Source organism: Paracidovorax wautersii (assembly GCF_900113035.1).
In the GTDB taxonomy this organism is placed as follows: domain Bacteria; phylum Pseudomonadota; class Gammaproteobacteria; order Burkholderiales; family Burkholderiaceae_C; genus Paracidovorax; species Paracidovorax wautersii.
Window position 1 is genome coordinate 34,021 of the sequence record NZ_FONX01000004.1, and the last position, 12,611, is coordinate 46,631.

Consider the following 12,611-nt stretch of genomic DNA (forward strand, 5'->3'; position numbering starts at 1 on the left):
GCCGGGTTTTACCCAGCGGACACAGATGTATCGCCGCCTTCCCCGCGTGTCCCGTGCGTAAAGAGGCGTTAGCCCTTGCGGATCAAGGGCTGTGCGCTATGGTTTTGGTAGCGTATGCGGGTGGCGTCCCCGCCACGCTTCACTGCAGGGCCAGGGGCTGGAAGGGCAGCGCGCCCGCGCCGCCGGCCGAGCCCGGAATGCGGAAGACCGACACGGACTGGTCGAGCCGCTGCGCCTGGTCGCGCAGGCTGGCCGCAGCGGCGGCTCCTTCTTCGACCAGCGCCGCGTTCTGCTGCGTGGCCTGGTCCATCTGCGCGACGGCCTGGCCCACCTGCGCCACGCCGTTGCTCTGCTCTTCGCTCGCCACGCTGATCTCGCCGACGATCTCGCTCACGCGGCGGATCTCGGTCACGATCTCCGTCATGGTCGTGCCCGCTTCGGCCACCAGGCGCGCGCCGCGGTCCACCTTGGCCACGCTGCCGGTGATGAGCGCGCGGATCTCCTTGGCCGCCTGGGCGCTGCGCTGCGCCAGCGTGCGCACCTCGGCCGCCACCACGGCGAAGCCCCGGCCCTGCTCGCCGGCGCGGGCGGCTTCCACGGCCGCGTTCAGCGCCAGGATGTTGGTCTGGAAGGCGATGCTGTCGATCACGCTGGTGATCTCGGTGATTTCGTGCGAGCTGGTGCTGATCTCCTGCATGGTGTCCACCACCTGCTCGACGATCTGGCCGCCACGGCCGGCCACGGTGGTGGCGCCGGTCGCCAGCTGGCTGGCGGCGCGGGCGTTGTCGGCGTTGTGGCGTACGGTGGCGCTGAGCTGCTCCATGGCCGAGGCCGTCTCTTCCAGCGCGCTGGCCTGCAGCTCGGTGCGCCGGCTCAGGTCGGCGTTGCCGGCCGCGATCTCGCTGGAGCCGGTGGAGATCGAGTCGGACGCGAAGCGCACATCGGTCACGATGGCCGCCAGCGTGGCATGCATGCGGGCCAGCGACGCCATCACGCTGCCGGTGGCGATGGCGCCCTGGCGCTGCATGGGCGAGAGGTCGCCGCTCGCCACTTGCTCGGCGATCTGGCGCAGCTCGGCCGGCTCGCCGCCCAGCGCCTTGGTGAGCCGGCGCGTGATGACGATGCCCGCCGCGACGGCGATCACCAGGGCCAGCACGGCGGCGGCGATCAGCGCTCCGCGGTCGAACCGCAGCCGCTGTGCGGCTTCGTCGGTCAGCTCGCCCGCCCGGCGTGCGGACAGCTGGCTGTATGCGTTCGTGGTCGCGGCCATCTTGTCCAGCAGGGGACGGCATTCCTTGTTCAGCTTCATGATGGCCGCATCGCGCTCGCCCCGCGCGGCCAGGTCGATGATCCCCAGTGCGATGGGCGCGTAGCTCTGCTCGATCCGGTCCATTTCCGCGACCAGCGTGCGCGCGGTGTCGGAGGTGTCGGTCGCCTCGGCTATGAGCTGCTTGAGCTTGGCCATGCTCTTCTGGACCAGGGCGTGCGCTTCCTCGCCGCGCGTCTTCTCGGCCTGCACCTCGGCGGGCGACGTGGCCAGCACGATGTTGCGGGCCGCGATGGCGCGCGCGTCGATGGCCGAGCGCATCTGCGCCGTGACGGCCGTGCGCGCGCTGATGCCGTGGACATAGCCGTTGAAGCGTTCCGTGGCGTCGTTCAGCGCACTCAGTCCGAATACCGACATGAAGAGAATCAGTGCCACCATGGTCGCGAAGGCCACCATGAGCTGCGTGCGCACCTTCATTTCATTCGTCATGCAAAGCCTCTTCTTTTCATCTCGGGGAACAGCGGGGTGGGCCGTATATTGATCCATTTCAGGATGTAACGGCATCGGGCGAAACGAGTGTAGGTGATGGAATTGATAAATATCAAAAATTAACTTGATAGAACGCGCATGTGTCGCGCGGATACGCCAACAGTGCGGGCGCGTCAACCCAGGCCTCAGAACGTGTTCACGATCTCAGAACGTGTTCACGTTCTCAGCGCGGCGAGGCTTCCTCGAAGCGGTCCACGCGCCGCAGCGGCGCGAACTTCCAGGCCCAGACGCCCACCACGCCCAGGGTGCACAGGCCCCCGAGCACCGCGGCAGGCACCGCGCCCAGCCAGGCCGCGCTGGTGCCAGCGCGGAATTCGCCCAGCTCGTTGGACGAGCCTACGAACAGCATGTTGACGGCCGACACCCGCCCGCGCATGGCGTCGGGCGTGGAGAACTGCACCAGCGCGCCGCGGATGTAGATGCTCACCATGTCCGCCGCGCCGGCCACCATCAGCGCCGCGCACGAGATCCAGAACGTGGTGGAAAGCGAGAACACCAGATTGGCCGCGCCGAAGATCGCCACCGCGACGAACATGGTGCGCCCCACGTAGCGGTTGAAGGGCCGCATGCTCAGGTACAGGCCCGCTCCTACCTCGCCCACCGCCATGGCGCTGCGCAGCGCGCCCAGGCCCTGCGGGCCCACGTGCAGTACCTCGTGCGCGTAGATGGGCAGCAGCGCCACCACGCCGCCCAGCAGCACGGCGAAGAGGTCCAGCGAAATCGTGCCCAGGATGATGGGCCGCGAGCGGATGAAGCGGATGCCGTCGCCGAAGCGCTGCACCATGCGGCCCTGCGCTGCGGCCTGTGGCGCGGCGTAGGCCACCGTCACCCGCTGCAGCAGCACGGCACCCAGCGTGAAGCAGGCCAGGCAGATCGGGTAGGTGAGCGCGCCGCCGCCCGCCGCATACAGCAGCCCGCCCAGCAGCGGCCCGCCGATGGTGGCCAGGCGCATCAGCATGGTGTTGGCGGCCATGGCCTGGGCCAGCTGGGCGCGCGGCACGATCTGCGGCAGCAGGCTCTGCAGCGTCGGCGCCGAAAAGGCGCGCGAGCAGCCGAACAGCACCAGCACCGCGTAGATGCCCGCCACGCCCGCCGCGCCGTGGCCCGAAAGCCACCACAAGAGCCCGCTGCAGAGCGCGCCCACCGACCAGCTCACGCCCAGGATGCGCTTGCGGCTGAAGCGGTCGATCAGATCGCCCGCCGGCAGCAGCAGGCAGAGCATGGGCAGGAACTGCGCCAGCCCCACGAAGGCCAGCGCCAGCGGCTCGCGCGTCAGGTCATAGACCTGCCAGGCCACGACCACGGCCTGCACCTGGGTGGCGAACACCGCCATGAGGCGCGACAGCAGGAAGGCCAGGAAACCGGTCTGGCGATAGACGGCGCGGGGCTCCGCGGAAGGAGTGGCTGAAGCGTTGGCGGGCATGGTGCGGGGGGCGGGGGCGGGAAGGGAAACGAGGCACTCGCCCGGAGGGCGGTTCGGAAATGCTAGCGGCACCTGCAACGCCGCCGTGGCCGCAGCGCGCCGACGGGCGGAATCTTCGCCTCAGCGCCTCAGTGCATCACCGTGTCAGCGCGGATGGCGGCGGCGGTACTCCCAGGGCGCCTGCGGGCGCCTTTGCGACCACAGGCCCGTGCGGCTGGCGCGGGCCTGTCGCTGCAGCGCAGCCAGTTCGGGATAGCGCCCGGCGAGCGGGGCATAGACCCAGGCCAGCCCGGAGCCCACCTGCTGCGCGGCCACGTCCTGCCCGCCGCAGTGCACGTGCGCGAGCAGGCGGCCGTAGGCGTCGTGCCCCTGGGTTCGCAGCATGGCCTCTCGGCGCAGGCAGAGCGCTGCGAGGTGCTGGCGCGAGCGCTGGCCGAAGGCCTGCCGGCTTTCGGGCGCGTCGATGGAGACGATGCGCACGCGCTGCGTGGCCTGGGGGCCGGCCGTGCCGCAGTGCACGGTGAGGCTGTCGCCATCGCTGACGGCAACGACCAGGCAGAACAGGGTGGCGAGGGTGGCGGACAAGGCTGCAGCGTCCAGAAAACGGGGCGGAGAACGGGGCCGAAGCACTATACGCCGGTGCCCCGGCCCACCCGCAGGCGGGGCGGCGCCGCGATGGTTCGGCCGCCGGGGGCACGCGCTGCCCAAAAAAAGGGCAATCCGCTGGAGCCCAATACTGGCGCGGCTTTGCGGCTTTTGTCCCCCCAGTTGTCCACAGTTCGGCCCACAGGCAGCGGGCATAACTTCACGCGGTTGTCACATACGTGGAGACGGCGGTGGGCGCCCGGTGGCGCGGGGCGTGCGGGCCGGGTGTGATCCAGAGCTTTCGGGGCTGTAGCCCAGGTAGCAGCTGGGTATGCAGCTATGAAATTGAGAGCAATCGGTTGGGCGGCGGGTCAGAGCACGCAAGCCTGCTCCGCCCACTGGCCCTGCGCCAGCCCGTCCAGCGTATAGGGGCCGATGGCCGCGCGCACCAGCCGCAGCGTGGGGTGGCCCACGGCAGCGGTCATGCGCCGCACCTGGCGGTTGCGCCCTTCGCGGATGGTGAGCGCGATCCAGGCCGTGGGGCGGTTCAGCCGCACGCGGATGGGCGGCTCGCGCTCCCAGAGGCCGGGGGGCGCATCGATGCGCTCGGCGCGGGCGGGCAGGGTGGGGCCGTCGTTCAGCTGCACGCCGGCGCGCAGCGCGGCCAGGGCGGCGTCGTCCGGCTCGTCCTCCACCTGCACCCAGTAGGTCTTTTCCATCTTGAAGCGCGGATCGGCGATGCGCGCCTGCAGCCGGCCGTCGCTGGTCAGGAGCAGCAGGCCCTCGCTGTCGGCATCCAGGCGCCCGGCCACATAGACGCCTGGCAGGTCAATGAAGTCCTTGAGCCCGCGCCAGCGGCCCTCGGGCGTGAACTGGCTGAGCACGCCGTAGGGCTTGTTGAAGCGGATCAGCCGGGGCGGGCCTGCCATCGGCCGGTCGGGGCGGGCATCGGGGCGGGCGGCGGCGGGCCGGGCAAGGCGGAGCGTGGACATGGTGGATGGGGCGCGGGGCATGGAGCGGCGCAGTGGTCGGTTCGATTCGGCGCCGGCAAAAGGGGGATTGTGGCGGCTCGCTGCGCGGCCCTGCGTAGAAGCCGCGCTCAACGCGGTCATCATCACCGGCTTCATGGGCGCGCTGCGCTGAGCGCGTGGTGACGGCGATCCTGCGGGCGATGGCGATGGCGCCCAGCCGCCAGGAACGGCTCACACAACCCGGTGAAGCGGCTCTGGCGAGCTGCCGCGTCGAAGGCTATACAGGGCCGGCAACGACGCCGGAAGGGCTCCGTGAGCCGCGCGTTCTAAGCCGGCAGGAACAGCGCCGGATTGACCATGGTGCGGTTGAGCATCACGCCCCAGTGCAGGTGCGGGCCGGTGACGCGGCCGGTGGCGCCCACGCGGCAATAGGGCTGGCCGGTGGCCACCACGTCGCCCACGCGCACGTCGATGCCGCTCAGGTGGCAGGCCATGGTCAGCAGGCCGCCGCCGTGGTCCAGCCACACCGTGCCGCCGTTGAAGAAATAGTCGCCCGTGTCGATCACCTTGCCCGGCAGCGGCGCCACCACGGGCGTGCCCACGGGCGCGGCGATGTCCATGCCGCTGTGCGGATTGCGTGCCTGGCCGTTGAATACGCGCCGCAGCCCGAACGAGCTGGAGCGGCGTCCGGGCACGGGCACCTGCATGCGCAGGTCCTGCGCGCGCGGGAGCGGGGTGGAGAAGGCCGCCATCACCTGCCGCTGGTGATCGCGTTCGCGCTCGTAGCGGGCGTTGTCCTCGGGCGAGAGATCGACGGTGCGCGGCGCCACCGTCAGGCGCTGTTCGCGGTACTGGTGCGGCGCCACGGCGTACTCCAGCGCATATTCCGGCGCGCCGGCCTTGCGCACGGCGATGCGGGCCGTGCCCACCGGCGCCGAAAGCGGGATGCCCACGATGGCCGTCCATTCGATGGCATCGCCCAGCACCAGCACGGGAACGCCGTCCGCATGCGCCACGGGCCGCTCGGCTGCCGGGCCCAGCGACAGGCGCGCCACGCCACCCGGCACGGCCAGCGCGCGCGGCCAGACGGTGGGCTGCACCCGGCCTTCGGGGGCGGCCGCCCAGGCGGGCAGGGCGCTGGCGGCGGCGCAGGCTGCGGCCTGCTGCAGCCAGTGGCGGCGGTGGCCTGACGTGAGGCTAAGCGGGGTGGGCGTGGCGTGCGAAGGGGCTGCGGGCATGGGCGAAGACGGAACGGGCGAATCAGGCTAATCAGGCAAAGGGGCGATCTTCGCATTCCCGGGCTGGCCGTGCCCCGCGACTCGGCCTGCCTCCGGCCGAACGGGGCGACACCCCCGGAGGATCGTCGCTGTCCTCAGCCGCCCGCCGCGATGATCGCCGCGATGTTGCGTTCCGCCAGTGCCGAGATGGTCAGCGCCGGATTCACCGTGCCGGTGCTGCCCGGAATGGCCGCACCGTCCATCACGTAGAGGCCCTTGTAGCCCTGGACCCTGCCGAAGTTGTCGGTGGCCTTGCCCAGCACCGCGCCGCCCAGCGGGTGGGCCGTGAAGCCGCCGAACACGTCCTTGACCACGAAAGGCACGCCCGGCACGCTGAAGTTGGCTGCGGCGATGCGGCTGTTGATCTCGCGCGTCGCCGCGATGGCCGCATCGTTGCCGTTGGCCGGCCACATCAGCTTCACGCGGTCGGTGGAGGCGTCATGGACGAAGCGCGCGCGGCTCTTCAGATCCAGCGCCATGCCCAGGCTGGCATCCAGGCCGATGTTGATCGGCACGCCCGGGGCATACCAGTTCTCCATGGTCACCGGCATGCCCTGCACGGTGTCCTGGATCATGGAGGCGCAGGCCGCGCCCAGCGTGGCGCCGCTGGAGAACGCGAAGCTGCGCGAGGTGGACGTGTCGCCGTTGGTGCCCCAGCCGGCACCCACGAATTCGTTCAGGTTGCGCATGTCGCCGTTGGCGCGCGCACGCACCAGCAGCTCCGACGTGCCCACCGATCCCGCCGCCAGGATGAGCCGGTCCGCGGTGATGGTGTAGCGGTCCAGCACCGCGCCGCTCGGGTGGCGCTTGATAGTGTCCACCACGTAGCGGGAGCCGTCGAAATAGATGCCCTTCACCTCATGGCCGGGGTAGATCTGCGACTTGCCCGTCGCCTTGGCCTGCAGCAGGTAGTTCTGGTTCAGGTCGAACTTCGCGCCGTTGCTGTTGCCCAGGTTGCTGCGGCCCACGGTGCAGGAAGCGCGCGAGGTGCCGCGCAGCTCGGCGCGCACCACGTCCCAGTTCCAGATGCCGTCCACCGGGCGCGGCGCGTAGCCGGCGCGGCGGGCCGAGGCATCCCAGCGCCGCGAATGGCCGAAGGGCGCGCTGTTGTAGATGTCGGCCGGCATGGGGCTCAGGCGCAGCATCTGCCGCACGCGCGGGTAGTACAGCGCGTGCATCTCGTCGTAGTTCACGCGGCCTTCGAAGATGGCGTCGAAATAGCCGCGCGGCGGCTGCGGCATGGCGCCGGTGAACACCACCGAACCGCCGCCCACGCAGGCGCTGCGCCAGACGTCGATGTGGTCGTATTCCGTCACGTCCATGACCCCGCCGAAGGAATCGATGGGCAGGCCCGGCAGGCCGAACACCGTCTTGCTCGCATCCCGGAACCAGAAGCCGCGCCCGTCGGGCAGCGTGTCCTGCGTGAAGATGTCGCGGCTGGGCGAGCGCGGCCATTGGAAGCCGCGCTCCAGCACCGTGGTCTGGATGCCGGCCTGCGCCAGGCGCAGGGCCGACACGGCGCCGCCGAAGCCCGAGCCGATGATGATGGTGTCGGTGTAGGCCGGCGGGCGCGGCACCGGCGCATAGACCTCGGGCACGATGCCCGAGTAATCGCGCTGCGGCAATTTCGCCTGCGCTGCCAGCGGCGCGCCCGCGGCCAGCAAGCCCAGGCTCTTGAGGGTGGTTCTGCGGTCCATTAATCAGCCCTATCGACTCTGCGTTCTGTTTAGAAAAATGCAGGCCGCATTCTGTACCCACCCGTGTCACTTTGTTAGCACTCGATGCGAGGGCGTGGCGCGCAAGCCTAAGAACGTGTTCACGATCTCGCAGGGGATCGCGTTGGAGCGCAATCGGGATGAGTGGACGCTTCGGATGCGCCGCATGGGCTCATGCCCATGCAAGCAGCCGGGGCCTCCAATCGCCCGATTTCGCTCCAACCCGAAGGGCAGCGGTGTGGGCGGGCGGTCTGCGGCATTGCGGCGCTTGTGGATAGCCGTGCTATCCACTGCGCACCGCGCCTTGCATCCCATCCCGCCCACACCGCTGCGCGACCCCTGGGAGATCGTGAACACGTTCTCAGTGCCGGTGGATGCTCTGCCTGGGGCGTGCTGCGACGTCGGCGATCGGGCCGCGAGGTGCCCGGCGGGGCTGGTGATGGGGGAGGGGCGCTGGCCTGTACGGGCCGAGCGCAGGGGGCTGCCGAGGCGGCAGGTGCCGAGAGCTTGTCGCTGGCTCGCGGCCAAAGAAAAAGCCCGGCATGCGGGGCATGTCGGGCTTGGAGGGAAGGTCTTGCGACGCTTCCTGTGTTGGCTCCTCGACCTGGGCTCGAACCAGGGACCTACGGATTAACAGTCCGGCGCTCTACCGACTGAGCTATCGAGGAATGTTCGGTATCACTGACAACTAACGCTGCATGCACCGCATGCGATTGCACGGTGCAGCTTGAATAAGCTTGGCTCCTCGACCTGGGCTCGAACCAGGGACCTACGGATTAACAGTCCGGCGCTCTACCGACTGAGCTATCGAGGAACAAGACTTAGATTATATACACAAAAAAAAGGCCGATCGCGATTTCGTCGATCTGCGATCGCTTCAGGCCGTGGGTTCGGGCCGGCACCACAGCCAGGCGAGCACGCACGCCATGCAGGCGCTGGCGCCCACCGCCACCCAGCGGGGCGCGCTGCTGAAGGCCAGCACCACGGCGCACAGGCCCATCAGCGCCGTGGCGCTCCACTTGGCGCGGCGGCTCACGCAGCCGCCGTTGGCCCAGTTGCGCAGCATCGATCCGAAGAGCGGGTGCCGCCATAGCCAGGCGTGCAGGCGCGGCGAACTGCGTGCGGCCGCCCAGCCGGCCATCAGCACGAAGACGGTGGTGGGCAGGCCGGGCACGAAGATGCCGATCACGCCCAGCGTCAGGCTGCACGCGGCGAAGGCCAGCAGCAGCCAGCGCACGGGCAGCGGCAGAGGGGCATGCACGGGGGGCGGGGGCAGTGGCGGCTCTTCGGGCGAGGCGGGCGGAACGGGCATGGCGGGATTGTGCCTGCGCCGCGCCGCCGGCCGGCCCTTGCCGGCGCGCACGCCACGCCCGGGGCGGCCTTGCCTTATGCTGCCGCGCTGCTTCGCTGGAGCCCGGTTTTCCGGTCCGTTCCGTTTCGTCCCGTCTCGTCTCGTCTCGTCTCATTCGATTCCTGCCCCATGACCATCCACACCATCCTGAAGATGGGCGATCCGCGCCTCCTGCGCGTCGCCCAGCCCGTGACCGCCTTCGGCACCGAAGCCTTGCACACCCTCGTGCGCGACCTGCGCGAGACCATGCGGGCGGTGAACGGCGCGGGCCTGGCGGCGCCGCAGATCGGCGTCGATCTGCAGGTGGTGATCTTCGGTTCGGACCAGCGCAATCCGCGCTACCCGGACCGCCCGCTGGTGCCGCAGACCACGCTGGTCAACCCGGTCATCACGCCGCTGGGCGATGAGGAGGAAGAAGACTGGGAAGGCTGCCTTTCCGTGCCCGGCCTGCGCGGCGTGGTGCCGCGCTGGTCGCGCATCCGCTACACCGGCTTCGACCCGGAAGGCCAGCCCATCGACCGCGTGGCCGAGGGCTTCCATGCGCGGGTGGTGCAGCACGAGTGCGACCACCTGATCGGCAAGCTCTACCCGATGCGGGTGCGCGACTTCAGCCGCTTCGGCTACACCGAGGTGCTGTTTCCCGAGATCGACGCGGCCGAGGACGATTGAGCGCAATCAGGCCCGAACAGGGCCCCGGCCCTTGTTTTATGAGCGCACTGCGCTATTGAATAAATAGCAAAGGGGCTGGGCTGGCCTCAGCCGTCCGACAGCGCCTGCAGCAGCTCGGTCTCGATGCGGATCTGCCGGGCGTTGTTCTGCAGCTCGCTGCCCTGGACCAGGAAGGTGTCTTCCACCCGCTCGCCCAGCGTGCTGACCTTGGCGAGCTGCACGCTGAGCTGGTGCTGCGACAGCACCCGCGCCACCAGATAGAGCAGGCCGGCCCGGTCGCTGGCGGAGATCGAGATCAGCCAGCGCTGGGCCTTGTCGTCGGGCCGCAGCGTGACGCGCGGCGCCACGGGAAAGCTCTTGACCCGGCGCGAGACGCGCTTGCGCGCCGGCTCGGGCAGCGCACCGCCTTCGGCGATGGTGCGCAGCAGATCGCTTTCGACCATGTGGGTGAGTTCGCGGTAGTGGCCCGCCTGGGTCGATGCGACGACCTGGAAGGTGTCCAGCGCGAAGCCGTTGCGCGCCGTGTGCACGCGGGCGTCGAGGATGCTGAAGCCCGCCCGGTCGAAGTAGCCGCAGATGCGCGCGAACAGGTCGGGCTGGTCGGCCGCATAGACCATCACCTGCAGGCCTTCGCCCACCAGCGACTGGCGGGCGCGCACCACGGGCTGCTCGGAGCCCACCAGCCGCGCCAGGTGCCGCGTGTGCCAGGCGATGTCGGCGGCCTCGTGGCGCATGAAGTAGCTCACGTCCAGCGTGTCCCAGAGCTTGAGGTGGCCGTCGGCGGGCTGGGCGCTGAGCGCCAGCAGCACCAGCGCCTCGCGCTTGCGGGCCTCCACCTCGGCCGCGGCATCGGGCGCGCGGCCGCCCAGGGTGCGCAGCGTGGCGCGATAGAGGTCTTCCAGCAGCTTGCCCTTCCAGGCGTTCCACACCTTGGGGCTGGTGCCGCGGATGTCGGCCACGGTGAGCAGGTAGAGCGCGGTGAGGTTGCGCTCGTTGCCCACGCGCTGGGCGAAGGCGGCGATCACGTCGGGGTCGGAGAGATCCTGCTTCTGCGCGACCTGGCTCATGGCCAGGTGCTCGCGCACCAGGAATTCGACCAGCTCGGCATCGGCCTTGTCCACGTCGTGCAGGCGGCAGAAGTGGCGCACTTCCTCCGCGCCGATCTGGGAGTGGTCGCCGCCCCGGCCCTTGCCGATGTCGTGGAACAGCGCGGCCAGGTAGAGCAGCCAGGGCTTGTCCCAGCCGCCCGCGAGCTGCGAGCAGCCCGGGTATTCGTGCGCGTGCTCGGGCATGAAGAAGCGGCGCACGTTGCGCAGCACCATCAGGATGTGCTGGTCCACCGTATAGACGTGGAACAGGTCGTGCTGCATCTGCCCCACGATGCGGCGGAAGGGCCAGAGGTAGCGGCCCAGCACCGAGGTCTGGTTCATCAGCCGCATGGCATGCGTGATGCCGGCGGGCTGCTTCATGATCTGCATGAAGGTGGCGCGGTTGACCGGGTCGCGGCGGAAGCGCCCGTCCATCACGCCGCGGGCGTTGTAGAGCGCGCGCAGGGTGCGCACCGAAAGATCCTTCAGCCCGCCCGTGGTCTCGTAGAGCAGGAAGGTCTCCAGGATGGCGTGCGGCTCGCGCTGGTAGAGGTCGTCGCTCGCCACCTCGATGAGGCCGGCCTTTTCGTAGAAGCGCTCGTTGATGGGCCGCAGCTCGTGCGTGGAGGGCGAGAGCCGCTCCTCGATGTTGAGCAGCAGGATCTGGCTGAGCTGCGACACGGCCTTGGCCGCCCAGTAGTAGCGGCGCATCAGCGTCTCGCTGGCGCGCATGGCCAGGCGCTTGCCGTCGGGCGAGGTGGTGCGGTAGCCGAAGGATTCGGCCACGGCGGTCTGCAGGTCGAACACCAGCCGGTCTTCATGCCGGCCGGCCAGCAGGTGCAGGCGGGCGCGGATGAGAAAGAGCAGCGCCTCGTTGCGCTCGATCTGGCGCACCTCGAAGGGCGTGGCCAGGCCGCTGGCGGCCAGTTCGCGCCAGGTGCTGCCCAGGCCGGCCGCGCGGGCCACCCAGGTGATCATCTGCAGGTCGCGCAGGCCGCCGGGCGATTCCTTGCAGTTGGGCTCCAGCGCGTAGGGCGTGTTCTCGTACTTGGTGTGGCGCTGCTGCATCTCCAGCGTCTTGGCGACGAGGAAGGCGGACGGGTCCATCTGCGCCAGGTAGCGGCGGCGGAATTCGGTGAAGAGCGCGGCGTGGCCGCAGATGAGGCGCGATTCCAGCAGCGAGGTCTGCACCGTCACGTCGCCGGCCGCTTCGCTCAGGCATTCGGCCACGGTGCGCACGCTGGAGCCGATCTCCAGGCCCGCATCCCAGCAGCTGCCGATGAAGGATTCGAGCGCGGCGCGCAGCTGGCGCGCCTCGGCGCACTCGTGCTCGCTCTCGCCGCGGTCCGGGCACAGGCCGTCGGGCAGCAGCACCAGCACGTCCACGTCGGAGGCGGGAAAAAGCTGCGCGCGCCCGTAGCCGCCCACCGCCACCAGCGCCATCTCATGCGGCAGGCCTGCGCGCTGCCAGAGGCGTTCCAGCAGGCCGTCGGCCAGCGAGGAGAGCTTGTGCAGCAGCCCGCGGATGTTGCGCGTCGTGGTGCTGCCGCCTTCGCGCAGCGTGGCGAGCAGGGCCGCCTTGTCCTGGCGATAGGCGTCGCGCAGCTGGGGCAGGTCGGCGGCGGGCGAGGGGGCGGTCGTGAGGGCGGCTGGGGCGGGCATGGGCGTGCAGGAGGTGAGGGGTGTGCGCGGTCAGGCGGTCAAGCAAATTCCATA

The 12,611-nt window shown here is 70.0% G+C and carries 10 protein-coding genes and 2 tRNA genes; 2 read left to right on the forward strand and 10 right to left on the reverse strand.

Features of this window, described 5'->3' with window-relative positions:
- Window positions 1-139: 139 nt before the first annotated feature.
- The 4 genes from BM070_RS07165 to BM070_RS07180 all read right to left on the reverse strand — a co-directional run bounded on the left by BM070_RS07165 (window position 140) and on the right by BM070_RS07180 (window position 4,816).
- The gene (locus BM070_RS07165) at window positions 140-1,756 is read right to left on the reverse strand and encodes a methyl-accepting chemotaxis protein (RefSeq protein ID WP_092938984.1); all 1,617 of its coding nucleotides are present in this window, start codon (window positions 1,754-1,756) and stop codon (window positions 140-142) included.
- Between the two features lie 223 nt (window positions 1,757-1,979).
- A complete protein-coding gene (locus tag BM070_RS07170) occupies window positions 1,980-3,239 on the reverse strand; it encodes an MFS transporter (protein ID WP_092938985.1) in 1,260 nt (419 codons plus the stop codon).
- A 144-nt stretch (window positions 3,240-3,383) separates the two neighbouring features.
- A complete protein-coding gene (locus BM070_RS07175) occupies window positions 3,384-3,824 on the reverse strand; it encodes a thermonuclease family protein (protein ID WP_092938986.1) in 441 nt (146 codons plus the stop codon).
- Window positions 3,825-4,195: 371 nt separating this feature from the next.
- The gene (locus BM070_RS07180) at window positions 4,196-4,816 is read right to left on the reverse strand and encodes a pseudouridine synthase (RefSeq protein WP_092938987.1); all 621 of its coding nucleotides are present in this window, start codon (window positions 4,814-4,816) and stop codon (window positions 4,196-4,198) included.
- Between BM070_RS07180 and BM070_RS24760 the strand changes: the two genes are divergently transcribed.
- On the forward strand, window positions 4,809-4,967 hold the full coding sequence (locus BM070_RS24760) for a hypothetical protein (RefSeq protein WP_175518450.1): 159 nt from the start codon (window positions 4,809-4,811) through the stop codon (window positions 4,965-4,967). The genes BM070_RS07180 and BM070_RS24760 overlap by 8 nt on opposite strands.
- 154 nt (window positions 4,968-5,121) lie before the next feature.
- Here the strand turns inward: BM070_RS24760 and BM070_RS07185 are convergent, their stop codons facing one another.
- The 5 genes from BM070_RS07185 to BM070_RS07210 all read right to left on the reverse strand — a co-directional run bounded on the left by BM070_RS07185 (window position 5,122) and on the right by BM070_RS07210 (window position 9,099).
- Window positions 5,122-6,033, reverse strand: coding sequence for a M23 family metallopeptidase (locus tag BM070_RS07185; RefSeq protein ID WP_092938988.1), 912 nt, complete (start codon window positions 6,031-6,033; stop codon window positions 5,122-5,124).
- Between the two features lie 134 nt (window positions 6,034-6,167).
- Window positions 6,168-7,769, reverse strand: coding sequence for a GMC oxidoreductase (locus BM070_RS07190; RefSeq protein ID WP_092938989.1), 1,602 nt, complete (start codon window positions 7,767-7,769; stop codon window positions 6,168-6,170).
- Window positions 7,770-8,379: 610 nt separating this feature from the next.
- Window positions 8,380-8,455 (reverse strand) — tRNA-Asn (locus BM070_RS07200).
- A gap of 70 nt (window positions 8,456-8,525) precedes the next feature.
- Window positions 8,526-8,601 (reverse strand) — tRNA-Asn (locus BM070_RS07205).
- Between the two features lie 63 nt (window positions 8,602-8,664).
- Complete coding sequence (locus tag BM070_RS07210; RefSeq protein ID WP_092938991.1) at window positions 8,665-9,099, reverse strand: YbaN family protein; 435 nt, start codon at window positions 9,097-9,099, stop codon at window positions 8,665-8,667.
- A gap of 168 nt (window positions 9,100-9,267) precedes the next feature.
- Between BM070_RS07210 and def the strand changes: the two genes are divergently transcribed.
- Window positions 9,268-9,807, forward strand: a complete 540-nt coding sequence (gene def, locus BM070_RS07215; protein ID WP_092938992.1) for a peptide deformylase — start codon at window positions 9,268-9,270, stop codon at window positions 9,805-9,807.
- Window positions 9,808-9,893: 86 nt separating this feature from the next.
- Here def and BM070_RS07220 read toward each other — a convergent pair whose 3' ends face one another.
- Complete coding sequence (locus BM070_RS07220; protein WP_092938993.1) at window positions 9,894-12,557, reverse strand: [protein-PII] uridylyltransferase; 2,664 nt, start codon at window positions 12,555-12,557, stop codon at window positions 9,894-9,896.
- Window positions 12,558-12,611: the final 54 nt, after the last annotated feature.